Origin of the sequence: Microcoleus anatoxicus (assembly GCF_042465725.1) — a bacterium.
GTDB lineage: Bacteria > Cyanobacteriota > Cyanobacteriia > Cyanobacteriales > Microcoleaceae > Microcoleus > Microcoleus anatoxicus.
Window position 1 is genome coordinate 3,357,171 of record NZ_CP120853.1, and the last position, 25,983, is coordinate 3,383,153.

Genomic DNA, 25,983 nt, shown 5'->3' on the forward strand with positions numbered 1-25,983 from the left:
ATTATAATACAAAATTTAATAAAAATTTAATATTTATTGATATTTTTTTTTATGACACCCATGGGGGGTTGTCATATCACCAATTGCGACAAAAGTCAAGTAGACACTCCCCACGCGCGTTGAGGCGCGGGGATTCTTGGTTCTACTTTAGGGATTTGGGGGTGAAAATTTGATATCCGCCCAAGACAATTGCCTACTTTGGTTGGTGCTGCTTTCGAGCTTTTCTTTCAGTTTGGCAACATTAACGGTATCCTCTGTTGCAGAAATATTGCTTTGGGCGATCGCATCTTTTACTAGCTGAATATTGAGAGTCGGATTTGCTTTGACAGCTTCGACAGCGTTTTTCAGATTCCTTTGATAGTGGGCGTTACCAATGGCTTCTTCTTTAGAGCGCGAACTGGTTTCAAAGCATTTGTCCAAATCGCCATAAATGCCATGACGCCTGGTTTTGGTGTAATATTGGCGTTCTGTGTCTAGGAGTTTTGCCATTAATTCCAGGTGCATTTTGTCCTCGCACATTTCTTCGAGCACAGTCCATTCGTCGCTACCGAGGAGTTTTCTTTCGGCGGCGGGGCGACTGTCTTCAAAGGGTTGACCGGTGACTTCTTCGTAAATGCGGGGTAAAGAGTCATCGAATTCGTGTCTTTCTTCCAGCCAAATTCGGCGGATTTCACTAAGTTCTTCGCTGCTTATCAAAGTGATGTCACGCATATCTTCAGGTGCTTTAGAACGAATTTCAGTTTGAACAGAAAGAAGTCGAGTCAGTAAATAATCCCGTGCTTCTTTACTATAAGGGCCCGGAATAGGCTCAATAGCTATTTCACCCTCTACATTACGCTCATACAGTTGAACATTTCCATTTCGTCGCCGAAAGTCACGTCGATCGCGACTATCTTCAACATCCAATTCTACGCGAAAATCTAAGAGAGGTTGCAACCATTCTTTTTCTGCATCATTTTGAATCATCGCTGTTAGTGATTTGTCCTGACTTACCATCGTACAAACCCAACATCCAAAACGAGAACTACCACAGCTAGGGGTAGAAGTATCGACAACTAGGGGACATTCATTATCAGCACTAGCGCCTCGGTACATAGCGAACAAATCTTTGTTGCTGTATCCCCAAGGATTGTCCCACTGCATCAGATACAGCCAAACTTCATCATCACGCCAGTCTTCTATAGGGCTATAAACCAGAGAGTTTGGTAAGTTCATATTAGGGCTTAAGCGATCGCGTACCCGTCGGGCTTCCATTTTTTTCATCCTATGAGCACGCTTTGTGCTTTCAGCTTTACGAGTCCCTAATACAAGTATTGTTTCCCCGCTAGTTCGGATAACATTACGAATAAAACGGTTAGATGGAGAAATTTTTAGGCGATCGGTACACCAGCGAAACTTACCTCTGGGTGCTGGGTATCCTTTGCCAATCAAACCTACCCAAAAAGTATCTGTCCACTCTGGTTGTAACACATGAGTATTTATGGGCATTTCTTGTTCTATGGCTGCAATATTCATTTGCTTAATAGACTTACGAACCCATGTAGATACGATCGGATTTTCTACTAGAGTATCTGTTGTAATGACATCAATTCTCTTGATTCTTTTTTCCGGTGGAATCTTGGCAATCGCATTCCAAATTAGCTGTAATACTGCCGTTGAATCTTTTCCCCCACTATATCCAATCACCCAAGGAATTTCGTCAAGACAATATAAGTTTTGAATTTCTTCAGTGAGCATTTCTATATCTTCTATTAATTCTGTAAGGGTACGACTTGGAAATAATGATATCTGCTTATTTTGGATCATTTCTGAAATCTCCTATTGTCTATATTAATATTTTACGATAAGATGCGCTCCTCGCTAGAACCATATTTTTTTATTTGGTTGCTTGTAAATGGTACACAATAGTATCCGTAATTAGTTTACATTTATATGGTTGGTGAGGTAAAATTGTGTCTCTACGCAAATTTAATTAACTTATATGTCTGACAATAACCCTCCTGAGTCCGATACAGCTCCACGAATTGATGAGTTACTTGCTCCATACTTGGCCAAGTACCACCGTAAGGATTGCTATCCAGGGCTAATTTTCCAGCAGGGAAAGCGAAAAATGGTGCAAATAAATATCCCGGCTAATCACTTACCTACCCTCCTCCAAGCAAAACCCTCAACTGGGAATGATCCTGATTCTGGTAAAAATCGTCCAGAGGTAAAGGGTCATGCTGAGGACATAAAACAATATATTCTTAAACGCGCTAGAAATGATCAACCCTGGATTTTGGGGACACTGACAGCAAATGTCGATCCTCAAAAGATTGAAATTATAGAATTAGGTCGGGGGATTTGTCTAGTAGTTATTCCTCGTGGCGTTAAGTTAGATATTACTGATGGACAGCATCGCAAGCGCGCTATTCACGAGTTAATTGAAAGTGCTGCCGGCGAGTTAATAGGTGATAATGATTTCCCTATTACGCTGGTTTTAGAGGAAGACTTTAACCAGTGTCAGGCAGATTTTCGAGATATGGCGCAGACAAGACAACTGGATAAATCATTACTTAAGTATTTCACAATATTTTTTAAAAAACAACCATTGACACAAAAATTTAAACGTGATATTTTTTGAAAAAATACCATATTTATATAAAAACCGCCGATGAACACTAATCCAGCGTATGAGCTTGTTAATAAAATATTAGAAAAAGAAAATAGCGATCGCCAAGAAATCGCACTGTTATTAGATAATTACCTAGGAAAAGACGATCGCATTTTTGTCCTAAAAACCCAGATGGGAAACAGCGAAGCCTACATCGGTTCAGTCACCCTAGAATGGTTAGATTCCCGCGTGCGTTTCGCATCCCAAATGCCACTTTTTCGCCAAAAATTCGACCTCCAAACTAACAACATCCTCCGCGACGACGAAACCATCGATGAAATCATCCAACGCCCCCTAGATTGGTCCCGCCAAGCCGCCCTCACTCAATATCTAGCCGCCCGCAAATCCCACAAATTTCCCGCAGTTTTAGTGGTCATCAGTCCCCCGTGGGTAGACAATCCTCTAGCCGATGAATGGGATAAAAATAAAGTCGCAACTAAATCGGCTGCGGAATTCGTATCCTTTGATAAAAACCAAAATTTAGGGCTGTTGAATGTTTCTCAAAAAATTTCAATTTTTGCCTTAGACGGCCAGCATCGGTTGATGGGAGTTCAAGGTTTGATGACTTTAATTAAAACCGGAATCCTGCAAAGATATAACAAAAACAAAAAACCAGTCGGCGCGGCAATTACCCTCGAAGATTTAGCCGAAGAATATCAACTAGACCCCGAAAAAGTCTGCGATTTAGCCCAGGAAAAAATCGGCATTGAGTTTATTCCAGCCGTGGTGGCTGGGGAAACGCGACAGCAAGCACAACGGCGCGTGCGATCGATCTTCGTGCACGTTAACTTAATGGCGGTGACGCTGAGTCAGGGTCAATTAGCATTACTAAATGAGGACAATGGATTTGCAATCTGCGCCCGCAAAATTGCCGTCACCCATCCTTTATTAAAAGAGCAAGATAGCAGAAACCCCCGCGTCAATTGGGACAGCGCCACCGTCGCAGCCAAATCAACTGTGTTAACCACATTGCAAGCCATGCAAGATATGTCTGAACGGTATTTAGAATACAAATTCCCTCATTGGAAGCCGGAAAAAAAAGGTTTGATTCCCATGCGTCCCGAAGATGATGAATTGAAAGAGGGGATTGAAGAATTTAAGAAACTGTTCGATTATTTAGCAACTTTGCCAAGCTATCAAAGAATTGAAAGCGGCGAAGAAACAGCAGAATTACGCCGATTTAGTTTTGAAAAGCCAGGGGGAGAGGGCAATATTTTGTTTCGTCCAGTCGGTCAAATTGCCTTAGCTAATGCTTTAGGAATTCTCACTTTTAGAAAAAAACTGTCACTGAAATCAATTTTTGACAAACTGCGCAGATTCGATGTGGATGAAGGATTCAGCCACATGGACAATCCTGAGTCTGCGTGGTATGGCATTTTGTACGATCCGAATAAAAAGCGAATGCTAGTTTCTGGGAAGGATTTAGCGGCGAAGCTAATTGTATATTTGGTAGCGGGAATTCAGGACGATATGGATAGAGCTCATTTGCGGCAAGCGGTGGCCCAAGCGAGAACTTTTGAGGGTAAAGCGATTAGTTTTAATAGCAAATTTGTGCGGCCGCAAGAGGTGGGATTGCCACCGATACTGAGTTGATTTTTTCTCCGCAGATGCACGCACATCTACAATCTAGAATCAGGTGATTTTTTAGATTGCTAAGTGCTGCTATTTCTTGCTGCTTCTAATTTTAGACGGATTGCAGCTTGAACTTTCTCATCAAAATCTGGATCGCCGGGACTTGCAATAATCCTCAGCGGATGCTGATTGATTCTGTCTAAGTACGCCTGAAAAGCGGCTCTATCTCCACGATGTTTTAGAAAATACTGTTTCAATTCAGTATTCGACATTGCATTATAGTTAACTTGGCTCATCAGCAAACTCCCCATTGGGTAAAATTTGGAACTCAAGCTCTTCATCGTACCCAGCCAATATGTACACGTTATGAGTGCGATCGTCAACACAAATAAGATGGATGGGCTGAAGCATTGTATAGGTTAATTGATAACAGATGCGATATAAACTCTCTAGCTGGTAATTAGTAGGCATTAGGGTTAAGCATTCCACCTAATACTTATATTAACATATAAATCCAATTCATTGTAACAAAACTAATTCCGCTGCTATGGGCAAATGATCTGACTCTGTTGCTTCTAAAACTGAACTAGATTTAGCACCCCAATGCTTTGAATACCAAATATAATCAATCCGGCAAACAGGATAATTTAATTTCCAATTCAAGCTTTTAATCAAGAACTTAAGTTGCCAACCGTGAGGCCAGGTAAAACCAAACCCGAATCCCGATTTTCTGAAAGCATCTTGCATGACTTTTTGCACATTGTGATAGTCTTGAGTTTCCTCTGTCATATTAAAATCCCCTGCGACAATTACGGGCAAAGTTTCTGTCTGGACTCGTTCTACTAAATCTTGAATTTCGGGAGCGCGTTTGGCATATTTGTAAACAGGAATTCTGACTAAAGGCAATATTTTAGATTTCCGAAACCAGGGCCCTGTGGCTTGCATATTATAAATGACTATATCTTGTTGGTTGAAGTTAATAATTGCTCGCTGCTGGGTTTCTGGATGACCAGCTAAGTTCAATATTTCGCTGGATACAATTGGATATTTACTGAGAATTCCTACTGGGGGAATGGCAATTTGATAGGGGTAGTCTGCTTTTAACCAGGTGAAAGCTCTTTCGATATGCTTCTCAACGATTTCTTGTAGAAATATAATGTCAGGTTTTTCCCTTTCAATTAGTTTAATTAAAGTTGGCGATTGTGTGGTATACCAACCGAGGTTATGGGATAAAATTTTGAGACCGGACTGCGAATTTGTGATGTTGACTCGTGCGGGAGAAAAGTATTTGAGGTGCAGCCAACTTATGAGGATAATGCAGGCGATCGCCGAAATTATCGTAAACCATCTTTTTTGGATAATTGAGAATCCGATGATGGGAAGCAGGAAAGTTGGGAAAAAAATCAAGGGGATAAAAGTGCTAATTAAGGCTATAACCCACAGCCGATCCCAAAAAATTAGTTTGAGAATTAAATAGCCAATAATTAATGCTAAGTAGCTGTAAGCGAAAATTTTTGCAGATTGCTTGAAGTATCTGTTGAGGATATTTTCTGGTAGGTAATTCATTGAAAAGCTATTAGAATAAGAACTTGCTTAAATCGAATTCTTCATTTGACCGATGTTGATTATCTTTTTCCGTGATTAAAAATAACAACAGTTTGTCTGTATAATCCGCCGCACCCCGAAACTCTTCTCGCAATATTTCCAGCCCGCCGTTAGCATATTCTTCAAAAATTTGCAAGCGTTGTGCTTCCAATTCTCCGTCGAGATGGGAGAGAATTTGAGGATTTTTAGTTTCGGCGATCGCAATTAACTTAATCACCATATCGTAACCCCTAGAGACAAAAATATCAACATCGATCGCCCCCGGTTCTCGTTTAGAAATTTCCCCCAAACGTAAACGTTTTTTCCGCTTATTTCCCAAGGATGCAGCAAAGGCGATGACATCGGCGTAAGTCTGGAAAGGACCAGTGTTGTTATCAGATAAAGTTAAAGATTTGACTAACTCCGCTTTATCTTTAGCAATTCTAATTTTGTTAGCAGCCATTGCCATAATTTGTAGTTTTTAACTATTATATATTTTGGCAAAACCAATCGTCAAATTATAATGATAAATTTAGTATTCAGATTACTCACAATGTCCGCAACAACATGATTTTTTGTGCAAAACCGCCTCTTTCTTCCCGGCGCTTGATTTGTGCTTGCAAAATGCGATCGCCCGAAATGCCACTACTCGCCATCAGCGCATCTATCACCTCATACAAATCAGCCAATTCCGCCACCAAATCTTCCCCCTCAGCCTCCGCAGCTTCCCCAGATTCTTCCATCAATTTTTGCCGCAAAGCTTGACAGTATTCGGCATCGGATAAAACAGTAACTTCGCATTCAATACCATTTTCTCGAATAATTTCAGGAATGCGATCGCGCACCAACTTATGATACTCTTTTCCCACCTAAAACACTCCTTTAACCTTGACTAAAAGTTTGAATCAACCAGCGATTAATCGCCCCATCATCTTGAGTTTGACTCCGATTCAAAGCTTCCTGAACTAACGCGATTTCTAGCCCAGGTAAAACCCGCGACTGTTGAATCCTGCCACTACCTTCGCCATTAATTGCAAAGGCAAAAACCTCCCGCGTGTTTGCACATTCCACCCAATATTCGCTAATTTCTGCGTCTTCATAAAGCAACCGCTTGTTACCCAAATCATCACTAAAAGAAGATGCGCCAATTTCTATTACCAAATTAGGCGGATCGTATTCATTCAAATTAACAGGTGAATTACTGTCATTAGGAGGAACCCTCAAATCCGAACCTATGTAGTAAGCTAGATCGGGTTGAAACTCACGAATACCTACTTTGCGGAAACTGGCATTAGCAAATTGAACTACTCGGATATTTTTCAATGCAGCAAACAGAATAACTACATACGGGATAATTGAATTATGACGCGCGTGCAATGGCCCTACTGGTGACAGTTCTATCCTCATTTGTTCTCGATCGTAATAAAAATTGCCTTTTTCCCAAGCTGAATCCTCAGCGAAGGCTAGAAACTCTCCCCATGTCGCTTTCACCCAAATATCGGTTTCCAAAACCTGTGTAATTCCCGAATTAGAAGCCATAATCCACCTCTACAATTTCCGTATATTCAAACTCATTGGGACTGTGCTTAACTAAAGGATAGCGCGAACCACCCAGTTCGATCGCATCTTCTTCGCAATCAGGTTTAGGAGAATTGTAAACAAGTACATATTCTCTCCCAGTGCAATTTTCCATCTCTTGCGCGACTTCTCCCCGCCACTGAGTTTTTGTTACCAAAATTACCAATTGATTTGCTAATTTCGGCAACTTATTCGCAATTTGTTTCCGATAAATTTCGTCCAAACTACCAAAGGGAGAATCCATCACAATGGGAAATGTACTGCTATCCGGGCCCATCAAAGTATTTTTTTGACTCCACTCCCGCACCCCCTCAATAATTCCCCCAATAAACGACAAACTGAGAATTTGATTTTCCCCAGTAGAAGCAGCAACCAAAGCTGGTTTACCCGAAGTATTTTCTACTAATGTCAATTCGTATTTATCGCTTAATTTTGGAATATAAGGAGTAAAAGAAATTTGACTAAAAATATCTTGAATTCTGTTTTCTAGCTGAGAACAAAACTGTTTTTCCAAACGCGATCGCACTTCAGTTAGGCGATCGATCGCATCCTGAGTAGCAGCAATCCGCCGCTGAGCCAAAATTTGCTTCTCCTCATTCATTTGCTGCTTGTCAATTTGCTTATTTAAACTCGCCATCTGCGCCCTCGCACTCTCAATTTGCTGCTGGTTAAAGCCAGTTTCTCGGTGCAAATCGCCAATGGCAATTTCAATTTCATCCAAGCGCTTTTGCAAGCCACTGACATCGGTGTCAGGATAATTTCGCAGCTTGTTGTGAATATCATCTAACTGATTTTCCACCCTAGAAAGTTCGCTTCTGCTGGCCTTAATATTAGCTTGATGATTATCAACTTCTTCCCAAAAATCAGCAATTTGTCTGTCGATTTCATTGACGCGATCGCTAATCCGAATCGTAGTTTCTTCCACATCACCAACCCCCGCTTTATCCATCCAACCGCTCACCTCTGCATGAGCTTCCGAACCCTCGATTAATTCCGCACCACAGATGCACCTTTCCCTCGCTAACAACTCTGACAGAAACGGCTGCTGAATCCCCGACAGCAACTCACCTTTTTTTCGCAAACCTCCAACAATTGCTTGAAAATCCGTCGCAGCTTCCGACAAAAACACCACATAACCCCGCACAGAAACCGAGCGTTTAATAGCATCTAAACACCTGCTAATCTGTTGTTTCAGCAAAGCTTTCTGCATTTCCAATTCATCTCGAAGCCTTTGCATTTCCCCAGCACCGCTGAGCTCCAGCAAATTCCCGCTAATGGCTCTTTTTAACTCCCCTTGACTCGCCAACTCACCCTCAATCTCGACTTGACGCTTAGCAAGTTTTTCAATTTCTAATTCGCATTTATCTTTGTCATTTAATAACTTTTTGCTTTCCGCATTACCAACTATTTTTAAATCTGTTTCTAAAGACTTTTTGGCATCTCCTAAATGCCGAATCGAACGATTCAACACTTCTACGCCCACCAACTCCTTAGTAGCTTCAGCAATTTCTGCCTTGTTGTCTTGTCGGACAATTTGTTCGATTCTTTCTCCATCAAAAAAGAAATATTGATGCAAACTTTCCGGCAAAATCCGTCCGATAATATCCTCAGCGTGCTGCGCCGTCGGTATCCAGCGCCCGTCATCTTTGGCTACAGTCAGCGACAATTCGCTGTCGCTAAGTTCAACCGAGTTTTCACTTTTGTAAGCGCGACAAATACGATGGGCTTTGTAGCGGGTACTGTCGTGCTCAAACACAATTTCTGCCCAGCAAGATACTTTTTTCCCCATTTCTGCCTCAGCTAGAGCCCGCTTGTTTACTAATTGCTCTTTTGCAGCAAAAGCGGCGCTAAATTTATCGTAAAGTACCCAGGTAAACGCATTCATCAAAGCAGTTTTTCCCGCACCATTATTGCCGTGAATTACAGTAGTATTTTGCTTACCACCAGCCAGCTTAATTTCGGGACTTTTTCCGTAAAACTGGCGAAAATTGCATAAAACAAGGGAAATTAACTTCATATAACCGCTTCCTTAATTATTTTCAAAATGTCATCGCTGATATAGCGAGGAGATTTCATATATAGCTTATCTTTCTCAATTTCCAATACCCGCTCAATAATTTGCCGCACTTCCGGCGGCGCGCTAATAATCGGTTCCTGTACGTCGCTGAGATTGTTTTCTATTTGATAAGGAGAGCGCTTTTCGGCTAATATTTCTGTTGATATTGTCGGAGTCTGGCTGTTTCCATATTTATATGTACTGCTCTGATTTTCTATCCAACTTTCTCTCAAGTTTTCCATCAAATTAAACCTCAACTTTTTCCCTATTCTTAAAAAAATCACTCAAGGGTGCTTAAAATAATTATATTATCAGTAAATTCACTTAACTTTAGGTAAAATATGAAGGGCTAAACAGTAGACTGTACAATCATTGTTCGCCTCTCTATTCTTCTACTTATTAACATAAACCAAACCCTAATAAATGTCAAATATCTAACAAACCATACCGCTTCTGAAGTTGTAGCAATTTCACCCTAGCTTCCCCAGCGTTGTCAGCCAAATCGGCAAATTCTAAGAACCGCTTTAACTCCTTTCTGAGCAAATTGCGTTCGACTTCTAAAGTTTCTCTACCTAAATCGGGAGGCAAAACTATCATGTCAAATAAAGTTGCTCTTTCCTTCCCCGGATGCGGCCGCAAAATTCGCCCGCGACGCTGAATAAACTGTCGCGGGTTGCTGCTGCTGGCTAAAATTACGGCATTGCGAATTGCTGGAATGTCAACCCCTTCATCTAAACACCGAATCGCTACCAAACCTTGCAATTCTCCGGTTTCAAATTGTCGGCGCAATCGTTCTCTTTCTGCTAAAGGTGTGGCGGCAGTATAAGTGTTAACTCGGTAGCCTAATTCTGCACCGAGTAACTTCGTGGTTTCTGTTAGTTGGCGGTTGTTATGTTTGCGCGTTGCCCCTTCCATCGCACCGTCGCCACAGTAGAATAAAGTGTGTGCAGTATCGAGACGGTGAATCATTAATTCTCGCAAAGCTATTAACTTATTACCAGCCGCCCCAATTAACCTTGCTCTCTGGATTAATAAAGTTGTTAAAGCATCGTTTTCTGCTACTTTTTCATCTCCCGAAAGTACCCAGCCAATTTTTTTAGTTAAGTAGGAATATTTGCGGCTTTCGGTGGCGGTTAATTCTACTAAAATGGGATAGTATAAATAATGTACTAATGCTTTTTGGCGGATGGCATCTCGCAAGGTGAGCTCCGGCTGCAAAACAGGACCGAAATAATCTAAAATAGCTTCGGTTCCCTGTTCGTCAAAATATCTTTCTGGGGTGGCGGAAAGGGCGAGGCGTAGCCCAATATTCCGGGGTAAACTTTGTCCTAAACGGGGCGCGCCCAAGTTGTGAACTTCGTCTCCAATAATTAGGGTTTTTTCTGGGAAATAGCGCAGTTGCGATTGCAAGCTATCGGACATTAATGTGGCGTTAGTAGTGATTATTGTCAAAAATAGCCGATCGCCCGATCGCACTTCATACAAAGCCTTACTTAATTTATTTTGCCAACTGCGGCCTTCTTCAAAAGCCAAAATAGGTTTTAAACCAAATTTTTCCGATTCCCGCGCCCACTGATTCACTAGGTGGCAATAGGGGCAAATTACGAGGAGGACTTCCAGGTTTATTTTTTGGTATAATTCAGTGGCGATCGCCAGTGCAGTAATCGTCTTACCGCTACCCGTCGCCATCTTCAGCGTACCACGCCCCTGATTTGCAAACCAATTAGCCACCGCAACTCGCTGATATGGCCGCAATTGTAGCGATGGCGGTATTTTCGGAAACCCGAATTGGGGATTATTGGCGATCGATAGATTCACTTTTAAATACAGTTAGATGCAATATTATCCTGATTCAACCGTAACTAATTTCTAATTAAAACTTTAACATATCAAACAAATTGGCGGCCGACAATTGCAAACCAGACAGCACATCGAGTACAGGTAAAACATCTTCATTCTCTTTAATTTCAAGTTGCTGCTGAGGTTTAAATACAATGACTAATTTTTCTTCCGGGTCAATCAGCCAACCTAATTTAGTGTTATTTTTGAGGCAAAACAGAATCTTATTAATCACACGAGTAGAAGTTTGCTCCGGTGATAAAATCTCAATTATCCAATCCGGCGCAATTTCAAACCTATTTTCAATTTCTCCCTGAGTATTCAAAGGAATCCGATCCCACTCGAACACTGCGATATCTGGAACAATAGAACGTCCATCAAAAGAGCAGCGTAATTCAGGAAACGCATAAGCTAATTTCTGTGGCTTGCCAACTCGGTTAATCACAGATGAAAACTCGAATTGTAATGTACTATGTTTTCCTTGTGCCATATCTTTCTGATAAATTTGACCATCAAAATACTCGCTAGGGGGCTCCGTTTCTGGAAGCAGCAAAAACTCTTCCAGAGAAAGTTTTGACGGAGATTTAATTAACATTACCATAAGCCATTAACCCCTCAAAAAGTATTAAAAATTATTATCGCCGTCAGATTCCCAATCTGGACAACTTTCTGATTCCACACCAGTAGGGTGCATCGCACAAACCAACAAATTTCCCCCATAAACTTGACCGTGATAGTTTCGACAACCGCGACAAGCCTGCTGTTGTATCGGGGAAGGGTCTACATAAGTCACAAAAGAAGAATCTATCTCATCAAAATCCTGCTCGAATTCGCGGTAAACCTCAATAATCGGTTCTATTAATTCATTGAAATAGCCATCCAACTCATTGAAATAACCATCTATCTCATTAATCAGATTATTCTGTACTTGTTCTGTAAACTCTTCCGAAATCTTGGTCAACACCTCCAGCATTTCAGCAAAATCTTCGTTCATATCCGTGAAAAAATGCTCTACTTCAGACGCAGCATTTTCGATTACTTCAAAAAAACCTTTTGACCAATCTTCCATGAATTTGTAAGGTTACTTCAGTTTGTAGTGAGGACTTTAGTCCTTGGAAAGAATTTGATGGTGAGTTACACAGCACTGACGCAAAAACTGCAAAGTGCTGATACCCTATTCACAATTCTATTACCTCTTGCCTCAGATCCGTCCACATTTGATTTGAGATTATGGGGTAGATATTCAAAAAGGGAACTCAAGAGCTTGACTCTAAGTTCCCTTTATGATTTGATATCGCACTGTTTGCGGTTTAATCTCGCTTCAGCCGTCGCAATTCGTCTTGTAAATTCTGTACCTGTTCCCGCAGCTTGTCCACGCCGTCAACTTCTTTAGCATCTTTTGCCGAAGCGTCTTCTTCAGAAACAATCTCAATCCGTCGCGGTTCCGTCGTGTTTTTATTTCCCGCTGGTTCCACTGACTGGGGCTGCTGCTGAGCCTGTTGCACCATGTCATCAACAAAGCGACGAGCTTCTTCCGTGGACATCTCGCCCCGCTTCACCAATTCTTCCGAGAGCTTTTCAGCTTCAGCACGCAACTCATTTAGCTTGCTACCTGCTTTTTCGCCAGCGTAGGAAGCTAGCCCAACGCCTAGGTAAACTGCTTTTTGTAAAATATCTCCAAAACCAGGCATAGAAGCTACACCTCAAAAAACTGGGTGAACCGGATACCACGCCTATCACAAGCATCCCGTGTTGCTGCTACCTTCCGGTCCTGACAAGATTTGGGCGTTGTAATCGCGTGGGTCCAGTTCATTTATGAGTATAACACAGTTAATCTATTCTTCGACCACACACCAGTGATAAATTTCATAACTAACGCAACCGTTCTTCACCAGGGGGTCTTGAGCGACGATCGCCTTTGCCTCATCCATCGAACCCGCCTCAAACATCAACATACCACCGCCTCTCCTTGCCCAGTAGCCAGTTTTCGCTCGGTGTCCTTTTGAAATCAAGTCTCGGACATAAGCTCTGTGAGCTGGCACGTACTTGTCAAATACAGGCTTTTCGACAATTCCTTGCTCAATTTTGACAAACCAAGGCATTTTTTTATTTGGGATTTTTTATTTTCGATCTTAGATTGGGAATGAGTCAGCGGGCAAGTGGGCCATCACGCCAATGCTCTATGTTCCATGTTCTAGCATCCTTTCTTGACTGCGATACTATCCTATGAATCCATTAAAACAGCGATTTTTCATTGCTTTGGTGCCACCTCTGGAGATTCAACAGCAGATTACTCAGATTAAAGAGTATTTTGCGGAAAACTACAACAGCCGCCACGCTTTGCAGTCACCGCCGCACATCACGCTGCAAATTCCGTTTGAATGGGCTGTGGCGGATGTTCCCAAATTGGAGGAATGTTTGAAGGGGTTTGCTGCTGGGCGCTTACCAATTCCGATTACTCTCTCCGGTTTTGCTGCTTTTGCGCCCCGCGTCATTTATGTTGATGTTGTCAAATCGCCGGCATTGCTGGAACTTCAAACAGATTTGATGAGTTATGTTGGGGGAAATTTGGGAATTGTCGATCGCGTTTCTCAGACTCGCTCTTTTGTACCGCATATGACTGTGGCGTTTAGCGATTTAACTAAGCCAAATTTTGATGCTGCTTGGTTGGAGTTCAAAGGGCGATCGATCTTTTTTGAGTTTACTGCTTCGGCGTTGATTTTATTGATTCATGATGGTAGTCAGTGGAATGTTGCTACTGAGTTTTTATTTTCGGGGAGTTAGATTTAGGTCGATCGCACTTTAGGATAGCTGTGCTGGGAGCATCCCGATTTTGCATAGGCGAAGCATGACCGCAGACAATTTATTAGCGAGAGACAGAGATTTACAGCGGTCATGCTTCGCCCCTACGAGTATATTTGCAAAACACAGATGCACCCGCTGTGCTTCAGGTACTTTGGGAAGATCAGGGCGATCGGCTCACTGCTGAAAAAAGACAAGTTGCGATCGCCTAACTGATGACTTAAAATAGAAGAGACATAAAGCTGCGTGGTCAAAATGGACAGAATCTCCGTCAACCCTCAAATTCACTTCGGTAAGCCTTGCATAGTGGGTACGCGCATTACTGTACAGAGCGTTCTCGAATTACTAAATGAAGGGCTTTCTTTTGCAGAGATTATCCAAGATTACTATCCCGATTTGGAAATGGATGATATTCGGGCGTGCTTGCGTTATGCGATCGCACTGGTGGCGGCGGAAGATGTGTATTTGGCATTAGCTTAAATTATGAAGTTTCTGATAGACCAAGATGTGTATGCTGTTGATGAGGCTCAAAGTAGTGTTACAATAATCAACTAAGTAAAAGTGTAAGTTAAGATAGCCTATGTTGACTATTGAACAGATAGAAAATGCGATTCTCCAACTTCCGCCCAACAAGATTGGAGAGTTGTTAGAGTGGTTTCTAAATTTGGATTACCAACGATGGGATGTTCAGTTAGATCGAGATATTGCTGAGGGTAAACTGGATGCTTTAGCAGCAGAGGCGATCGCAGATTTTGAGAGTGGTAACTATCGAGCGATTTAATGCACTATACTACTCGAAAGTTTTGGGATTGTTACAATGCTTTGCCATCAAATGTACAGGCTACAGCAGATCAATGTTATGAGTTGCTGAAGGCAGATCCGTCTCATCCTTCTCTGCATTTTAAGAAGGTTGGTAACTATTGGTCTGTAAGGGCTGGACAAGCTTATCGGGCGTTGGGTATTGAAATTAAAACAGGTATTTTGTGGTTTTGGATTGGTACGCACGCAGAGTACGATCGGCTGATTGGTAAATAAGGGCGATCGCACTTTGGGAATAAAAGGGCGATCGCACTTCCCTAGCTCCTAAATTGCTATAATGACAATCAGCCAAAAAATCTCAACATCAAGCCTATGTCTACTTATAGCGAGGTACTGAGTCAGGCTCAAAGTCTCACTCCTGACGAGCAACGGCAGCTTTTAGAAGTATTATCAGCATTGATGCGCGATCGGGTAACAACCCAAACTCAGAGTAAACGATTGGAAATTGATGCAGCACTGATTGAAATGGCACAAGATCCAGAGTATCAAGCTCAAGTGCTACAGATGGAGGCTGAGTTTACGAGGAATGCTTAGTGATGAAGCAATACTTCTATTTATTGATAATCCCACAAACTAGGAGATTAAGATGCAAGTCAAAGATATGACAGTTGAGCAACTGCGGGACTTGATTCGACATACCGTTGAACAGTGCTTGGAAGAATATTTGGGCGATGCTGATGCAGGTTTAGAAGTTAAGGAAGAAGTCAAGCTGAAATTGTTAGAGTCAATGAAGCGGAAACAAGCAGGAGAAAGTAGCATCGAACCTGGGGAAGTCTATCAAAAAATTGGTCTAAAATCGTAATGAGCTATTCGGTTGAGTTGACAGCGGAAGCTCTGGTTAACCAAGAAAGATTGACTCAGGCTGTGCATGAGCGTATAGGTAATAAAATCAATTGGTTGGCGGAAAATTTTGAACAAATTACTCCTATGCCTTTGTCGGCTAATCTGGCAGGTTTCTTTAAGTTAAGAGTGGGTGATTATCGGGTAATTTATTCTTTTGATGATGATTTAAAGGTGATTACTATTCACCAGATTGGACACCGGAGAGAAATTTATGATTAACCGAAGGGCGATTCCCTACGGGATAGCTTCGCACGCGCGTACTTTGGGAAATAAAAGGGCGATCGGCTCACTGCTGAAAAAGACAAGTTGCGATCGCCTAACTGATGACTTAAAATAGAAGAGACATAGAGCTGCGTGGTCAAAATGGACAGAATCTCCGTCAACCCTCAAATTCACTTCGGTAAGCCTTGCATAGTGGGTACGCGCATTACTGTACAGAGCGTTCTCGAATTACTAAATGAAGGGCTTTCTTTTGCAGAGATTATCCAAGATTACTATCCCGATTTGGAAATGGATGATATTCGGGCGTGCTTGCGTTATGCGATCGCACTGGTGTTGGAAGAAAAGGGCGATCGTACTTTGGGAAAATAAGGGCGAGCCAGTCATCAAAGAGCTATAATAATAAAAATAGAGAATAGTTGATATTAGCTATGCAGCGAGTATTTGAGGCTATATTGAAGGGAAACCTTTTAGAATGGGCTAATGAGGTTCCAAGACAGGGCGATGTCCCTATCAGAGTTTACGTTACTTTACAAGAAGAGCGATCGACTTTAAGTGCTGAGCTTCGCCGTCAGAGAATAGTTGAAATATTGGAAAAAATTGCAGCAAATAATGTCTTTGCTGATATTATCGATCCGGTGGAATGGCAGCGAGAATTGCGTCAAGATCGTCCACTTCCAGGTAGGGATGAATAATGCTGCTTGACAGTAATATTATTATCTACGCTTCTCAACCAGAACACGCGCAGATTAGGCAGTTTATTGGTGAACATGACATAGTTGTATCGGCAATAAGTTACGTTGAAGTCTTGGGTTATCATCAGCTAACGGAAGAGTATAGATTGTACTTTGAGGAATTCTTTGGTGTGGTGGAGGTTTTACCAATTTCTAACGCTGTACTCGATCGCGCAGTGCTGTTGCGACAGATGAAAAAAATGACTATTGGGGATGCTATGATTGCGGCAACAGCTTTGGTATATGGCAAAACTTTAGTCACAAGAAATATAGGGGATTTTCGGTGGATTGCTGAACTCACACTGATTAACCCGTTTGAGACTTAAGAAAGATGGGCGATCGCACTTTGGGAAGATAAGGGCGATCGCACTTTTGGGAAATAAAAGGGCGATAGGCTCACTGCTGAAAAAAGACAAGTTGCGATCGCCTAACTGATGACTTAAAATAGAAGAGACATAGAGCTGCGTGGTCAAAATGGACAGAATCTCCGTCAACCCTCAAATTCACTTCGGTAAGCCTTGCATAGTGGGTACGCGCATTACTGTACAGAGCGTTCTCGAATTACTAAATGAAGGGCTTTCTTTTGCAGAGATTATCCAAGATTACTATCCCGATTTGGAAATGGATGATATTCGGGCGTGCTTGCGTTATGCGATCGCACTGGTGGCGGCGGAAGATGTGTATTTGGCATTAGCTTAAATTATGAAGTTTCTGATAGACCAAGATGTGTATGCTGTTGATGAGGCTCAAAGTAGTGTTACAATAATCAACTAAGTAAAAGTGTAAGTTAAGATAGCCTATGTTGACTATTGAACAGATAGAAAATGCGATTCTCCAACTTCCGCCCAACAAGATTGGAGAGTTGTTAGAGTGGTTTCTAAATTTGGATTACCAACGATGGGATGTTCAGTTAGATCGAGATATTGCTGAGGGTAAACTGGATGCTTTAGCAGCAGAGGCGATCGCAGATTTTGAGAGTGGTAACTATCGAGCGATTTAATGCACTATACTACTCGAAAGTTTTGGGATTGTTACAATGCTTTGCCATCAAATGTACAGGCTACAGCAGATCAATGTTATGAGTTGCTGAAGGCAGATCCGTCTCATCCTTCTCTGCATTTTAAGAAGGTTGGTAACTATTGGTCTGTAAGGGCTGGACAAGCTTATCGGGCGTTGGGTATTGAAATTAAAACAGGTATTTTGTGGTTTTGGATTGGTACGCACGCAGAGTACGATCGGCTGATTGGTAAATAAGGGCGATCGCACTTTGGGAATAAAAGGGCGATCGCACTTCCCTAGCTCCTAAATTGCTATAATGACAATCAGCCAAAAAATCTTAATGCAGAGTCTATGTCTACTTACAGCACGGTACTGACTCAGGTTTTAAAACTTGCACCAGATGAGCAAATGCGACTCATCTCTGAATTGTTTGCACATATTCGTCAACGAATGATTCCTAAGCCCAAGCGCAGTATTTTAGAATTAGAAGGCTTGGGTGAGGAAATTTGGCATGGAATTGATGCTCAAGAATATGTGAATCAGGAACGAAATTCATGGAATGGATAGTTTAGTTACAGGAGCAACCGTACTAAACTTGCTATTATTTATTGATAATCCCACAAACTAGGAGATTAAGATGCAAGTCAAAGATATGACAGTTGAGCAACTGCGGGACTTGATTCGGCACACCGTTGAACAGTGCTTAGAAGAATATTTGGGCGATCCTGATGCAGGTTTAGAAGTTAAGGAAGAAGTCAAGCTGAAATTGTTAGCGTCAATGAAGCGGAAACAAGCAGGAGAAAATAGCATCGAACCTGGGGAAGTTTATCAAAAAATTGGCATAAAAGGGTAATGAGCTATTTGGTAGAGAAATTTATGATTAACTTAAGGGCGATCGCGCTTTGGGAAATCATGGCGATCGCATTTCCCCACTATTTAACTTAGATTACCCCTTCCGCTCGGTAAGTTAAAGAGATTAGTTATCTGAATTCAACATCCCATATTCAACGTGACTAAAAAATGCTTCCCATTGGCCCCAACCACCTGCGCCTCCTGGATTTCTGAATTTACCACTAGGAAGATGTCCAACTGGGGCAGTTATGCTATAGGTCAGTTCTGACCATAGTAGCCATCTACCATTCCACCATTCAACGTACTCGCCAAAGCCATAAAATCTATCATTAATAATCTTTGCACCCTTTTCCGTAGCTTTCCAGATGCTTTGTTGGACACTAAACCCAAAGCGTCCATCACTAGCTGTGACCCATAAGTTATCAATAATACGGAGATCTTCACCAGGAATAGTCAAAACACCAGCAGCAATGATTACTCTTGCAGTTTCATCATCAGCTTCTTCCCATTTTTTAGCCATTAATAGAGAACGAAGCTTGCTATATTTTTCAATCTCTTTAACCCATATCTTCAGTTCATTACTTGCCTTACTATCTCCGTCTTCCGAGAATAATTTGATTGCTTGATGATAGCTGGCTAATGCCTCTTGATAGTTGGCTAATTCTTCTTTTTGATCTTCAAGTGCAGTCCAAGCTACACCTAAATTTTTATATGCTTGGGCATATTTAGGTTCTAAGTTAATTACTTGCGTGTAATCTTCCACAGCGTTCTGATAATTACCTGTTTTTATGAAAACACGGCCTCGATCCATAAGAACCGAAGGTTGCTGTCGATCAATCCGCAGGGATCGAGAATAATCCTCAATAGCTGCTTGATAATCTTCAACGGCTTGATAAATTCGCCCACGAACATGATAAGCATGAGAATTTTCTGGCATTAGCTGTAATGCTTGATTGCAATCATCAGTTGCCCTTTGATAGTCTTTTAAACTACAACGAGTTTGCGCTCTTTGTGAATAATAAAGCGAGTCATCAGGCTTGAGTCTAATCGCTTCATTACAATATTCTAAAGCCTTTTGATAGTCCTCTAAATCATGGTAAGCAAAAGCCAAAGATTTGTAGGCTATTGAGTAATTAGGAGCAAGCGTCAAACATTGATTCCAGTCTTGAATAGCACCTTGAACATCTTGTAAATGGTAGCGTGATGAACCACGAGAGTGATAAGCTGATGCTAAGTTAGGATTTAACTGAATGGCTCGATTATATTTTTCTATCGCTTGATGATGTTCTCCTTGAAAGGCTAGAGACATTCCTTCACGTAGATGAATATTTCCTGCCTTTTCACTCAAATTAGTTTGTAGCGATCGCGCTTTATTAAACTCTTCATCACTTGGATTTAAAATTCCTAAAGACTTCTCCACTGAAGCAATAGCATCCTCGTAACGTTTTAATTCAGCTAATGCTTTCGCTCTTTGAAACCAAATTTTTGCTGATAGATTCAATAGCTTGGTCATAAATTCTTATAGCCTCCTCATATTGACGCATATTATAGAAATTTATACCTTGATTCAGTAAATCTTCGGCGTATATTTCTAATTTTTTCAACTCATTTTTAGTGAGTTCGCTTTTCTTTAAGATTTCCGAGTCATTCGGTTTGAATTTTAAAGCTTGGTTGTAAAATTCTAAGGCTTCCTGATAGCGTTGCAATTCAGTAAAAACATTACCTTTGCCAACCCAAGCTCGATAATCATCCGATTGGAGATTGAGTGCTTTTTCGTAGGATACGATCGCCTCTTTATATAGTTGCAATTCAGCTAAAACATTACCGCGCTTATACCAAGCTTCATTAAAATCAGGTCGAAGTTCGAGAGCTTGATCGTAAAGTTTTATCGTATCCTTGAAGTTGCCACTTTGACATAAATGATTACCTTGAATCAGCAAAGTATCAGCGGACTGCTGTAACTGAATTTGCAACGAGTTAAGTTTTCTTAAAAGTTCAGAATCCTTTGAATTTATTTTTAATGCTTGTTCATAACAATCTGCTGCAATTCGTGGTTTTTGCGTGGAGAGCAGATCTCCTTTTTTGACCCAAGCCCAATAAAAATCTGGTTTGATTTTTATGGCTTTACTATAGGATTCAATTGCTTCATTATATTGATTAAGTAGAAGTAAAATATTGGCTTGATCAAACCAAACGGTATGAGAATTTGAGTTGAGATTCAGGGATTGATTAAAACAAGTGAGAGCTTCTTGATTCCGTTGTTGTTGAGACAGTAATTGCCCCTTCTTATACCAAGCAGAATAATTAGCTGAGTCACGTTTGAGAGCTTGATCACAAGATGCGATCGCTCCTAGCCAGTTTCCTAACTGACACTGTTTTTCAGCATAATTTAGCCAATTTGACGGTTGCCAGAACCACTCCCTGTAGAGTATCACAGCTTGTTTCCATAAGGCTTTAGCTAGTTGTCCAGCCTGCTGAATCAGTCTTTGAGCCATTTTTTTGAGTTTTTATAGATTTAACAAAAACTTTCGTAAAAAACTGCGATCGCCCCTTTACCCTCTCCCATCCTTCCCACTAACGCATAGTAAATTCGAGAGAGCGATCGCCCAACCTGTAACTTTTCCTGTCAATGTGGGCGATCGCAATTTTTCTCAATCAATCCTTCCATTTCTGAAGCGTAGTTGCGTAGAAATTCGCTTTACGCCAAGCTTCCTCAGCAGATGAGGCTTTACCAGCAGATTCATTTCCAACATATACTTCGCCAGTATCTTCATCCCAATAATAATCGTAAGAAGAATCTGTCGGCGTTTTAACTGTACCCATGTGTTTTCTAGCCATAACTACTCCCTTGATTTTTGTAAGATTCTACTCAATCTCAGTATTAACTGAACTCTAATTAGCAGATTTGGTGAAGCGATCGCCCAACCTTTAACTTTTCCTGTAAATGTTAATGTTGGTGATCGCAACTTTTATCAATCAAACTTTTATGGGGCTGCATCAGTATCAATGGGAGTTTCTTCTTTGCAGTCCCGGCATTTATATACCACCCTTTCTGTGTATTGATTTATTGTTCTTCTACTTATCTCTTCCATTTTTGTGCTGTTGCAACGGCTACATACAGGCCCACCAACCTCATTTCTTCTACCCATTTGTTTTTACCTTAGTCACTTAAAGTTCAGTTTCGGACAAGGATGACTTCGTTAATGTCGGCACTCTTCTCAGACAGCCCGATCGCAAATCTCGAAAGCAATGTCTGAAAGAGTAGACTACTAGCACCCTTCGCTAAAAAAAATCATACAACGACCCCATTTCCTCATCGCCCACCCACTCGCGTTAGAAAAAGTTATGTTTTATTATGTAAAAAGTTATCAAAAATCAGTTATAATCAGGAAAAATTACCCCAAACGCGATCTATGGAGCTTAAGGAAGTCTTAAGATTTGCCGATGACAAAGTTTTTTCCAAAACAGGGAAGCACTTAGACGACCTGCAAGAAGCTATTCTAAAAGAAACCCTCCAAGGTCGAAAATATGCAGCAAAAGTAGCGCAAGACCGTGATTGTAGCGATGGTTATGTTAGGGTTGCCGCTTCTGAATTATGGAAGATACTATCAGATGTCTTCGGTGAAGACGTTAGTAAAGGAAATGTTAGAGCAATACTGGAAAGGGCAAATTTTAACAATTATCAATCAACTATCGGTAGCGATAATATAACAGTTAATAACGTCAATATTTGTCAAGAAAGGGCGAGAAGTCCAACAGAACCCCAAAACCCCCAACAAACTCCCAAACAACTCCACATAGACTTAGGCGACGCACCCGAAATATTCACATTCTTCGATCGCACTTCCGAACTCTCCACCCTCGAAAACTGGATAACACAGGAACACACACGCCTCATCGCACTCCTCGGAATCAGCGGAATCGGCAAAACAACCCTCTCCCTCCGCCTAATTGACCAAATCAAAACCCAATTCGATTACGTCATCTATCGCAGCCTCCGCTTTTCCCCAACCCTAGAAACAACCCTCACCAACCTGCTGCAAATCTTTTCCCAACCATCCGAAATTCCCCAAAACATCGAAACCAAAATTTCCCAAATCCTCGATTACCTGCGAAAGTACCGATGTCTGATTGTCCTCGATGACGTGCAAATGCTTTTCACCAGCCGACAACTCGCAGGACAATATAAAACTGGATATGAAGATTATCAGTTATTTTTTAAACTAATTGCCGATGTCTGTCATCAAAGTTGTTTGATATTGAATAGTTGGGAAAAACCCAGAGAAATTGCCAGATTATCAAAAGACGATCGTCCCGTGCGATGTTTTGAATTGGGAAGTTTGGGAGTAGCAGCTAAAGAGATTTTGAAATCCCAAAAGTTATCCGATGAGGAAACATGGGAAACTTTGATTGACATTTATCAAGGAAATCCTCTGTGGTTGGAGTTGACTGCAACACTGATTCGAGAGTTGTTTGGGGGCAGAGTTTCGGAGTTTTTGCAGTGCGAAATGCCGATTTTAGATGAAGGGTTGCAATTTCAATTATCTCAACCTTTTGGGCGTTTGACTGCGGCAGAGTTGGCGGTGATGGTTCACCTGGCTAATCAACCTGAACCCGTTGCTATGTCGCAATGTTTCAACAAAATACCGTTTTCGCCGTCAGAAATAGTCAATGCAGTGCGATCTCTGGGAAATCGGTTTTTATTGGATGCAATAGATGAGGAAAAGATAACTTTGTTTAGTTTGAATCCTGTGTTGAAACAGTATGTGAAAACTCAGTATTCTTAGTCCGCGTAGGCGGACTTTGTTTGTGTAGACGCGGTTTCAACCGCCGACCATTGGTAACAAGTTAAGCTTGGATGGCTGTTGTCAAGGGGATTTGAGAAGATGCTTCAAAGAAAAAGCAGTCAGACCCTCGCTGTCGATCGGGGAAAGGTGCCACAATTAACTTAACGTTGGGTTTTCGTTGAGATTTAACAATACCTAAATCTCGATTTTCTGGCGCGGCGAAATACTCGATCAAGTCAGTTGCCTTACCTTTTTGATGAGCCACATAAAAATGGTAAAGACCCCTGTAAATCATCTCTAATGAAATCGAATCTATTGGTAAAGATAGTCGGTCAGCAACGGCATCACCTAAATCGACCAAGATTGCATAAAATATCCAAGTCCCCCAAATTTGAAGCTGGATGCCGTTGAGAGAACCTGTCCACAAATAACTTAATCCCAAAAGCCTTTTTACGGTATTAAAAGCATCTTCAATCCTCCAGCGCCTGCGATATAAATCTGCCACTACGTAGGGTGGTAAAACTTGAGGATCTAGTACGCTTGTCAAATAAGAATGCCAAGCTTTACCCGAACGAACTTCAATCAGACGTAAGGTAATAAATGGAGTTTTTGCTGTTCCCGAACCCAAACGTACCAGACTATCTCTCAGGTCGTAACTTTTGGTAAATACTTGCTTTACTTGAATGGCTGCTCCTTTTTTTAAACGAGTAATTAAGTGGATATCTGCTTCAATTAATTTGAGCCAAAAGCTAAAATGGTAAAATCCTCTATCCAGTAAGAGTAAGGTTTTACTTGGCACTAATTGCAGGATATTTTCTTCAAGCTTAACATCAGAAGCTCTCGGGTTTTCCTGAAACCAAATATCAACCGGGAGTCTGGTCATTAAATCTATGACCGTTGCCATTTTTCCTGCCAACTGCCCTTTGGGTATATGTTCGAGGCTTTTGAGCTGACAAAATAATGATTCGAGAGTTGAACTATCTACTATCCAAATTCTCGAAAATTTGGTCAAGGTAAATTGAATGCTTTCTGGTAAAGGTCGTTGGTTTCTCTGGTGCCAAGCAGTTCTTAAATTCGGTAATAAATTTTTGAATACTCCCTCAAATAATGTGGCGGGAAAACTTAAGAATCTTTGAGACATTGCTTGTTGACTGACTGTCGTAGGTCCGCACCACAAAAAACCTTCCCTTGCCAGCATTCTTGTAAGTTCTGTTACTCCAGCCACCTCTCGCCACAGTAGGGTTAATACTGCTGCTACCATCAACGGTAGGTTAAGAATTCTCCCTCGTAAACCTAGTTGACGGTAGTAATTTTCTTGTGAGGTAATGGCCGGTGTTAGTAATGCCGATAGTTGTGAGGCAATCTCCTCGTCTTCCACCATCGGTTTTGTAGTTTTTTTGGCGTGGTCACGGTTGGTTTTCTGACTTTTAGCCATATTTACTGACCTACACAATCGCTCAATTATTTGTCAATTATATCCTTCGATAATACCAATGCCCGCAACTGTTATCGATCGCCTGTCACTGTTATCGATCGCCTGTCACTGTTATCGATCGCCCGTCACTGTTATCGATCGCCTGTCACTGTTATCGATCGCCTGTCACTGTTATCGATCGCCCGTCACTGTTATCGATCGCCCGTCACTGTTATCGATCGCCCGTCACTGTTATCGATCGCCTGTCACTGTTATCGATCGCCCGTCACTGTTATCGATCGCCTGTCACTGTTATCGATCGCCCGTCACTGTTATCGATCGTGGTGCAACGCCAATCGAGTCCACAACTTATTAATAATGATAATCGTGCTTGGGTGAGAGAGTCCACCGCAGGAGGACTCTCTCACCCTTACCCCTATTTGATTATCATTATTATTACCTAATATTTCTATCCCAAGAGGTATTGACAAAATCTACTCCCTTCTAACTTGTTACTAATGACCGCCGACTGTGTTAAAACAGTATGTGAAAACTCAGTATTCTTAGTCCGCGTAGGCGGACTTTGTTTTTGTAGACGCGGTTTCAACCGCCGACTTTATTTTACTTCGCTCGCGCGTACATTACCAAATCGATTCAAGATTCAAAATAAATCCGGGGAGAACATCTTCACCTGATACAGTGGTTGGAGATTGTAACACTTCAACTTCTTGGTTCGGACGATAAATCTCTACTTGTCGCGATTTGCGATTAATTAACCAACCCAAACGTGCACCATTGTCTCGATACTCTTTCATCTTATCCTGAGTTTCTTTCAAGCTATCGCTGGGAGACATTAACTCGACGACAAAATCAGGACAAATCGGGGGAAATTTCTTTTGTTGTTCGGGAGTTAGTGCATTCCAGCGTTCTAATTTTACCCAAGAAGAATCAGGCGCTCTATTTGCACTATTAGGAAGTTTGAAACCTGTTGAGGAATCAAACACTTTGCCCAATTTATTTTGCTGATTCCAATTCCAAATCTGTGCTGTTAATCCTGCATTGCTGTTGCTAGTTTCTCCTCCTGCTGGTGACATGATGATTAATTCTCCTTTCGCTGTACGTTCCAATCTAATATTTTCATTTTCCTGACAGAGTTGGAAAAACTGATCGTCTGTCAGCTTAATAATGGGGTTGAGGTTGAGGGTGAGGGTAGTCATAGCGGTAATTTATCG

Annotated in this window: 38 protein-coding genes, 1 other RNA gene and 1 pseudogene; 20 read left to right on the top strand and 20 right to left on the bottom strand. The window is 41.5% G+C overall.

The annotated features are described in order from the left end of the window. Positions 1-147: 147 nt before the first annotated feature. The gene (gene dndC, locus P2A85_RS14375) at positions 148-1,806 is read right to left on the bottom strand and encodes a DNA phosphorothioation system sulfurtransferase DndC (RefSeq protein WP_377473202.1); all 1,659 of its coding nucleotides are present in this window, start codon (positions 1,804-1,806) and stop codon (positions 148-150) included. A gap of 175 nt (positions 1,807-1,981) precedes the next feature. On the opposite strand from dndC, the pseudogene P2A85_RS14380 reads away from it, so the two are divergent. Beyond that, positions 1,982-2,566 (top strand): annotated as a pseudogene (locus P2A85_RS14380) (DNA sulfur modification protein DndB); the annotation flags it as partial. An 87-nt stretch (positions 2,567-2,653) separates the two neighbouring features. Next, positions 2,654-4,246: a DGQHR domain-containing protein gene (locus tag P2A85_RS14385; protein ID WP_377473204.1), complete on the top strand. Its 1,593-nt coding sequence runs from the start codon at positions 2,654-2,656 to the stop codon at positions 4,244-4,246. 59 nt (positions 4,247-4,305) lie between these two features. Here P2A85_RS14385 and P2A85_RS14390 read toward each other — a convergent pair whose 3' ends face one another. From P2A85_RS14390 to P2A85_RS14455, 14 genes are all read right to left on the bottom strand, one after another. Next, positions 4,306-4,521: a DUF6887 family protein gene (locus tag P2A85_RS14390; RefSeq protein WP_340541248.1), complete on the bottom strand. Its 216-nt coding sequence runs from the start codon at positions 4,519-4,521 to the stop codon at positions 4,306-4,308. After that, positions 4,508-4,696 (bottom strand): DUF6888 family protein, encoded by a 189-nt coding sequence (locus tag P2A85_RS14395; RefSeq protein WP_340521564.1) that lies wholly within the window; start codon positions 4,694-4,696, stop codon positions 4,508-4,510. The genes P2A85_RS14390 and P2A85_RS14395 overlap by 14 nt, the downstream gene beginning before the upstream one ends. 48 nt (positions 4,697-4,744) lie before the next feature. After that, entirely contained in the window at positions 4,745-5,791 is a 1,047-nt protein-coding gene (locus P2A85_RS14400; protein WP_377473207.1) for an endonuclease/exonuclease/phosphatase family protein, read from the bottom strand. Between the two features lie 10 nt (positions 5,792-5,801). Beyond that, positions 5,802-6,272, bottom strand: coding sequence for a DNA phosphorothioation-associated protein 4 (locus P2A85_RS14405; RefSeq protein WP_377473209.1), 471 nt, complete (start codon positions 6,270-6,272; stop codon positions 5,802-5,804). 85 nt (positions 6,273-6,357) lie between these two features. Beyond that, entirely contained in the window at positions 6,358-6,678 is a 321-nt protein-coding gene (locus P2A85_RS14410) for a nucleotide pyrophosphohydrolase (protein ID WP_377473211.1), read from the bottom strand. A 13-nt stretch (positions 6,679-6,691) separates the two neighbouring features. After that, positions 6,692-7,348 (bottom strand): Uma2 family endonuclease, encoded by a 657-nt coding sequence (locus tag P2A85_RS14415; RefSeq protein WP_377473213.1) that lies wholly within the window; start codon positions 7,346-7,348, stop codon positions 6,692-6,694. Beyond that, the gene (locus tag P2A85_RS14420; protein ID WP_377473215.1) at positions 7,338-9,404 is read right to left on the bottom strand and encodes an AAA family ATPase; all 2,067 of its coding nucleotides are present in this window, start codon (positions 9,402-9,404) and stop codon (positions 7,338-7,340) included. The genes P2A85_RS14415 and P2A85_RS14420 overlap by 11 nt, the downstream gene beginning before the upstream one ends. After that, a complete protein-coding gene (locus tag P2A85_RS14425) occupies positions 9,401-9,685 on the bottom strand; it encodes a hypothetical protein (protein ID WP_341739631.1) in 285 nt (94 codons plus the stop codon). Before P2A85_RS14425 ends, P2A85_RS14420 begins: the two co-directional genes overlap by 4 nt. Before the next feature lie 184 nt (positions 9,686-9,869). After that, entirely contained in the window at positions 9,870-11,261 is a 1,392-nt protein-coding gene (locus P2A85_RS14430; protein ID WP_377473217.1) for a DNA phosphorothioation system restriction enzyme, read from the bottom strand. 55 nt (positions 11,262-11,316) lie between these two features. Continuing rightward, entirely contained in the window at positions 11,317-11,883 is a 567-nt protein-coding gene (locus P2A85_RS14435) for a Uma2 family endonuclease (protein ID WP_377473219.1), read from the bottom strand. Between the two features lie 24 nt (positions 11,884-11,907). Then, complete coding sequence (locus P2A85_RS14440) at positions 11,908-12,351, bottom strand: hypothetical protein (RefSeq protein ID WP_377473221.1); 444 nt, start codon at positions 12,349-12,351, stop codon at positions 11,908-11,910. A gap of 241 nt (positions 12,352-12,592) precedes the next feature. After that, positions 12,593-12,973: a hypothetical protein gene (locus P2A85_RS14445; RefSeq protein WP_341739635.1), complete on the bottom strand. Its 381-nt coding sequence runs from the start codon at positions 12,971-12,973 to the stop codon at positions 12,593-12,595. 23 nt (positions 12,974-12,996) lie between these two features. Beyond that, an RNA gene (gene ffs, locus P2A85_RS14450) (signal recognition particle sRNA small type) lies at positions 12,997-13,093 on the bottom strand. 24 nt (positions 13,094-13,117) lie between these two features. Then, on the bottom strand, positions 13,118-13,384 hold the full coding sequence (locus P2A85_RS14455) for a YciI family protein (protein ID WP_377473223.1): 267 nt from the start codon (positions 13,382-13,384) through the stop codon (positions 13,118-13,120). Between the two features lie 124 nt (positions 13,385-13,508). Between P2A85_RS14455 and P2A85_RS14460 the strand changes: the two genes are divergently transcribed. From P2A85_RS14460 to P2A85_RS14535, 16 genes are all read left to right on the top strand, one after another. Further along, positions 13,509-14,066: a 2'-5' RNA ligase family protein gene (locus P2A85_RS14460; protein ID WP_377473225.1), complete on the top strand. Its 558-nt coding sequence runs from the start codon at positions 13,509-13,511 to the stop codon at positions 14,064-14,066. 273 nt (positions 14,067-14,339) lie between these two features. Continuing rightward, positions 14,340-14,564 carry a DUF433 domain-containing protein gene (locus P2A85_RS14465; protein ID WP_371118065.1) on the top strand — a complete coding sequence of 75 codons (225 nt, stop codon included), beginning with the start codon at positions 14,340-14,342 and terminating at the stop codon, positions 14,562-14,564. A gap of 100 nt (positions 14,565-14,664) precedes the next feature. Next, positions 14,665-14,865 carry a hypothetical protein gene (locus P2A85_RS14470; RefSeq protein WP_340521594.1) on the top strand — a complete coding sequence of 67 codons (201 nt, stop codon included), beginning with the start codon at positions 14,665-14,667 and terminating at the stop codon, positions 14,863-14,865. Beyond that, the gene (locus P2A85_RS14475; protein ID WP_333199747.1) at positions 14,865-15,119 is read left to right on the top strand and encodes a hypothetical protein; all 255 of its coding nucleotides are present in this window, start codon (positions 14,865-14,867) and stop codon (positions 15,117-15,119) included. Before P2A85_RS14470 ends, P2A85_RS14475 begins: the two co-directional genes overlap by 1 nt. A gap of 96 nt (positions 15,120-15,215) precedes the next feature. Beyond that, a complete protein-coding gene (locus P2A85_RS14480) occupies positions 15,216-15,437 on the top strand; it encodes a hypothetical protein (protein ID WP_377473228.1) in 222 nt (73 codons plus the stop codon). 52 nt (positions 15,438-15,489) lie between these two features. After that, positions 15,490-15,705 carry a hypothetical protein gene (locus tag P2A85_RS14485; protein WP_377473230.1) on the top strand — a complete coding sequence of 72 codons (216 nt, stop codon included), beginning with the start codon at positions 15,490-15,492 and terminating at the stop codon, positions 15,703-15,705. Then, positions 15,705-15,965 (top strand): type II toxin-antitoxin system RelE/ParE family toxin, encoded by a 261-nt coding sequence (locus tag P2A85_RS14490; RefSeq protein WP_377473232.1) that lies wholly within the window; start codon positions 15,705-15,707, stop codon positions 15,963-15,965. Before P2A85_RS14485 ends, P2A85_RS14490 begins: the two co-directional genes overlap by 1 nt. Further along, the gene (locus tag P2A85_RS14495) at positions 15,958-16,083 is read left to right on the top strand and encodes a hypothetical protein (protein WP_377473234.1); all 126 of its coding nucleotides are present in this window, start codon (positions 15,958-15,960) and stop codon (positions 16,081-16,083) included. The genes P2A85_RS14490 and P2A85_RS14495 overlap by 8 nt, the downstream gene beginning before the upstream one ends. 26 nt (positions 16,084-16,109) lie before the next feature. Next, positions 16,110-16,337, top strand: a complete 228-nt coding sequence (locus tag P2A85_RS14500) for a DUF433 domain-containing protein (RefSeq protein WP_377473236.1) — start codon at positions 16,110-16,112, stop codon at positions 16,335-16,337. A gap of 59 nt (positions 16,338-16,396) precedes the next feature. Further along, positions 16,397-16,660, top strand: a complete 264-nt coding sequence (locus P2A85_RS14505; protein ID WP_377473238.1) for a hypothetical protein — start codon at positions 16,397-16,399, stop codon at positions 16,658-16,660. Continuing rightward, positions 16,660-17,025: a type II toxin-antitoxin system VapC family toxin gene (locus P2A85_RS14510; protein WP_377473241.1), complete on the top strand. Its 366-nt coding sequence runs from the start codon at positions 16,660-16,662 to the stop codon at positions 17,023-17,025. The genes P2A85_RS14505 and P2A85_RS14510 overlap by 1 nt, the downstream gene beginning before the upstream one ends. 148 nt (positions 17,026-17,173) lie before the next feature. Then, entirely contained in the window at positions 17,174-17,398 is a 225-nt protein-coding gene (locus P2A85_RS14515; protein ID WP_371118065.1) for a DUF433 domain-containing protein, read from the top strand. Between the two features lie 100 nt (positions 17,399-17,498). Beyond that, entirely contained in the window at positions 17,499-17,699 is a 201-nt protein-coding gene (locus P2A85_RS14520) for a hypothetical protein (RefSeq protein WP_340521594.1), read from the top strand. Beyond that, positions 17,699-17,953 carry a hypothetical protein gene (locus tag P2A85_RS14525; protein ID WP_333199747.1) on the top strand — a complete coding sequence of 85 codons (255 nt, stop codon included), beginning with the start codon at positions 17,699-17,701 and terminating at the stop codon, positions 17,951-17,953. Before P2A85_RS14520 ends, P2A85_RS14525 begins: the two co-directional genes overlap by 1 nt. A gap of 96 nt (positions 17,954-18,049) precedes the next feature. Next, positions 18,050-18,265: a hypothetical protein gene (locus P2A85_RS14530; RefSeq protein WP_377473243.1), complete on the top strand. Its 216-nt coding sequence runs from the start codon at positions 18,050-18,052 to the stop codon at positions 18,263-18,265. 70 nt (positions 18,266-18,335) lie between these two features. Further along, complete coding sequence (locus P2A85_RS14535) at positions 18,336-18,551, top strand: hypothetical protein (protein ID WP_377473245.1); 216 nt, start codon at positions 18,336-18,338, stop codon at positions 18,549-18,551. A 123-nt stretch (positions 18,552-18,674) separates the two neighbouring features. Here P2A85_RS14535 and P2A85_RS14540 read toward each other — a convergent pair whose 3' ends face one another. The 3 genes from P2A85_RS14540 to P2A85_RS14550 all read right to left on the bottom strand — a co-directional run bounded on the left by P2A85_RS14540 (position 18,675) and on the right by P2A85_RS14550 (position 21,388). Next, positions 18,675-20,063 carry a tetratricopeptide repeat protein gene (locus P2A85_RS14540; RefSeq protein ID WP_377473248.1) on the bottom strand — a complete coding sequence of 463 codons (1,389 nt, stop codon included), beginning with the start codon at positions 20,061-20,063 and terminating at the stop codon, positions 18,675-18,677. Further along, positions 20,002-21,045, bottom strand: a complete 1,044-nt coding sequence (locus P2A85_RS14545) for a tetratricopeptide repeat protein (RefSeq protein ID WP_377473250.1) — start codon at positions 21,043-21,045, stop codon at positions 20,002-20,004. Before P2A85_RS14545 ends, P2A85_RS14540 begins: the two co-directional genes overlap by 62 nt. Positions 21,046-21,205: 160 nt before the next feature. Next, positions 21,206-21,388, bottom strand: a complete 183-nt coding sequence (locus tag P2A85_RS14550) for a hypothetical protein (RefSeq protein ID WP_333151248.1) — start codon at positions 21,386-21,388, stop codon at positions 21,206-21,208. A gap of 575 nt (positions 21,389-21,963) precedes the next feature. Between P2A85_RS14550 and P2A85_RS14555 the strand changes: the two genes are divergently transcribed. After that, positions 21,964-23,337 carry an ATP-binding protein gene (locus tag P2A85_RS14555; protein ID WP_377473253.1) on the top strand — a complete coding sequence of 458 codons (1,374 nt, stop codon included), beginning with the start codon at positions 21,964-21,966 and terminating at the stop codon, positions 23,335-23,337. 61 nt (positions 23,338-23,398) lie between these two features. Here the strand turns inward: P2A85_RS14555 and P2A85_RS14560 are convergent, their stop codons facing one another. After that, positions 23,399-24,718: an IS4 family transposase gene (locus tag P2A85_RS14560; protein WP_377481315.1), complete on the bottom strand. Its 1,320-nt coding sequence runs from the start codon at positions 24,716-24,718 to the stop codon at positions 23,399-23,401. A gap of 112 nt (positions 24,719-24,830) precedes the next feature. Between P2A85_RS14560 and P2A85_RS14565 the strand changes: the two genes are divergently transcribed. After that, positions 24,831-25,127 carry a hypothetical protein gene (locus tag P2A85_RS14565; RefSeq protein ID WP_377473255.1) on the top strand — a complete coding sequence of 99 codons (297 nt, stop codon included), beginning with the start codon at positions 24,831-24,833 and terminating at the stop codon, positions 25,125-25,127. 265 nt (positions 25,128-25,392) lie between these two features. On the opposite strand, the gene P2A85_RS14570 is transcribed toward P2A85_RS14565, so the two are convergent. Continuing rightward, positions 25,393-25,968 (bottom strand): Uma2 family endonuclease, encoded by a 576-nt coding sequence (locus P2A85_RS14570; protein ID WP_377473257.1) that lies wholly within the window; start codon positions 25,966-25,968, stop codon positions 25,393-25,395. Positions 25,969-25,983 lie beyond the last annotated feature (15 nt).

Bases quoted from the DNA above. Each gene is read 5' to 3' on its own strand.
- dndC (WP_377473202.1), bottom strand. From the start codon at position 1,806: ATGATCCAAAATAAGCAGATATCATTATTTCCAAGTCGTACCCTTACA.
- P2A85_RS14385 (WP_377473204.1), top strand. From the start codon at position 2,654: ATGAACACTAATCCAGCGTATGAGCTTGTTAATAAAATATTAGAAAAA.
- P2A85_RS14390 (WP_340541248.1), bottom strand. From the start codon at position 4,521: ATGAGCCAAGTTAACTATAATGCAATGTCGAATACTGAATTGAAACAG.
- P2A85_RS14395 (WP_340521564.1), bottom strand. From the start codon at position 4,696: ATGCCTACTAATTACCAGCTAGAGAGTTTATATCGCATCTGTTATCAA.
- P2A85_RS14400 (WP_377473207.1), bottom strand. From the start codon at position 5,791: ATGAATTACCTACCAGAAAATATCCTCAACAGATACTTCAAGCAATCT.
- P2A85_RS14405 (WP_377473209.1), bottom strand. From the start codon at position 6,272: ATGGCTGCTAACAAAATTAGAATTGCTAAAGATAAAGCGGAGTTAGTC.
- P2A85_RS14415 (WP_377473213.1), bottom strand. From the start codon at position 7,348: ATGGCTTCTAATTCGGGAATTACACAGGTTTTGGAAACCGATATTTGG.
- P2A85_RS14420 (WP_377473215.1), bottom strand. From the start codon at position 9,404: ATGAAGTTAATTTCCCTTGTTTTATGCAATTTTCGCCAGTTTTACGGA.
- P2A85_RS14425 (WP_341739631.1), bottom strand. From the start codon at position 9,685: ATGGAAAACTTGAGAGAAAGTTGGATAGAAAATCAGAGCAGTACATAT.
- P2A85_RS14435 (WP_377473219.1), bottom strand. From the start codon at position 11,883: ATGGTAATGTTAATTAAATCTCCGTCAAAACTTTCTCTGGAAGAGTTT.
- P2A85_RS14440 (WP_377473221.1), bottom strand. From the start codon at position 12,351: ATGGAAGATTGGTCAAAAGGTTTTTTTGAAGTAATCGAAAATGCTGCG.
- P2A85_RS14445 (WP_341739635.1), bottom strand. From the start codon at position 12,973: ATGCCTGGTTTTGGAGATATTTTACAAAAAGCAGTTTACCTAGGCGTT.
- P2A85_RS14455 (WP_377473223.1), bottom strand. From the start codon at position 13,384: ATGCCTTGGTTTGTCAAAATTGAGCAAGGAATTGTCGAAAAGCCTGTA.
- P2A85_RS14460 (WP_377473225.1), top strand. From the start codon at position 13,509: ATGAATCCATTAAAACAGCGATTTTTCATTGCTTTGGTGCCACCTCTG.
- P2A85_RS14465 (WP_371118065.1), top strand. From the start codon at position 14,340: ATGGACAGAATCTCCGTCAACCCTCAAATTCACTTCGGTAAGCCTTGC.
- P2A85_RS14470 (WP_340521594.1), top strand. From the start codon at position 14,665: ATGTTGACTATTGAACAGATAGAAAATGCGATTCTCCAACTTCCGCCC.
- P2A85_RS14475 (WP_333199747.1), top strand. From the start codon at position 14,865: ATGCACTATACTACTCGAAAGTTTTGGGATTGTTACAATGCTTTGCCA.
- P2A85_RS14480 (WP_377473228.1), top strand. From the start codon at position 15,216: ATGTCTACTTATAGCGAGGTACTGAGTCAGGCTCAAAGTCTCACTCCT.
- P2A85_RS14485 (WP_377473230.1), top strand. From the start codon at position 15,490: ATGCAAGTCAAAGATATGACAGTTGAGCAACTGCGGGACTTGATTCGA.
- P2A85_RS14490 (WP_377473232.1), top strand. From the start codon at position 15,705: ATGAGCTATTCGGTTGAGTTGACAGCGGAAGCTCTGGTTAACCAAGAA.
- P2A85_RS14495 (WP_377473234.1), top strand. From the start codon at position 15,958: ATGATTAACCGAAGGGCGATTCCCTACGGGATAGCTTCGCACGCGCGT.
- P2A85_RS14500 (WP_377473236.1), top strand. From the start codon at position 16,110: ATGGACAGAATCTCCGTCAACCCTCAAATTCACTTCGGTAAGCCTTGC.
- P2A85_RS14505 (WP_377473238.1), top strand. From the start codon at position 16,397: ATGCAGCGAGTATTTGAGGCTATATTGAAGGGAAACCTTTTAGAATGG.
- P2A85_RS14510 (WP_377473241.1), top strand. From the start codon at position 16,660: ATGCTGCTTGACAGTAATATTATTATCTACGCTTCTCAACCAGAACAC.
- P2A85_RS14515 (WP_371118065.1), top strand. From the start codon at position 17,174: ATGGACAGAATCTCCGTCAACCCTCAAATTCACTTCGGTAAGCCTTGC.
- P2A85_RS14520 (WP_340521594.1), top strand. From the start codon at position 17,499: ATGTTGACTATTGAACAGATAGAAAATGCGATTCTCCAACTTCCGCCC.
- P2A85_RS14525 (WP_333199747.1), top strand. From the start codon at position 17,699: ATGCACTATACTACTCGAAAGTTTTGGGATTGTTACAATGCTTTGCCA.
- P2A85_RS14530 (WP_377473243.1), top strand. From the start codon at position 18,050: ATGTCTACTTACAGCACGGTACTGACTCAGGTTTTAAAACTTGCACCA.
- P2A85_RS14535 (WP_377473245.1), top strand. From the start codon at position 18,336: ATGCAAGTCAAAGATATGACAGTTGAGCAACTGCGGGACTTGATTCGG.
- P2A85_RS14540 (WP_377473248.1), bottom strand. From the start codon at position 20,063: ATGACCAAGCTATTGAATCTATCAGCAAAAATTTGGTTTCAAAGAGCG.
- P2A85_RS14545 (WP_377473250.1), bottom strand. From the start codon at position 21,045: ATGGCTCAAAGACTGATTCAGCAGGCTGGACAACTAGCTAAAGCCTTA.
- P2A85_RS14550 (WP_333151248.1), bottom strand. From the start codon at position 21,388: ATGGCTAGAAAACACATGGGTACAGTTAAAACGCCGACAGATTCTTCT.
- P2A85_RS14555 (WP_377473253.1), top strand. From the start codon at position 21,964: ATGGAGCTTAAGGAAGTCTTAAGATTTGCCGATGACAAAGTTTTTTCC.
- P2A85_RS14560 (WP_377481315.1), bottom strand. From the start codon at position 24,718: ATGGTGGAAGACGAGGAGATTGCCTCACAACTATCGGCATTACTAACA.
- P2A85_RS14565 (WP_377473255.1), top strand. From the start codon at position 24,831: ATGCCCGCAACTGTTATCGATCGCCTGTCACTGTTATCGATCGCCTGT.
- P2A85_RS14570 (WP_377473257.1), bottom strand. From the start codon at position 25,968: ATGACTACCCTCACCCTCAACCTCAACCCCATTATTAAGCTGACAGAC.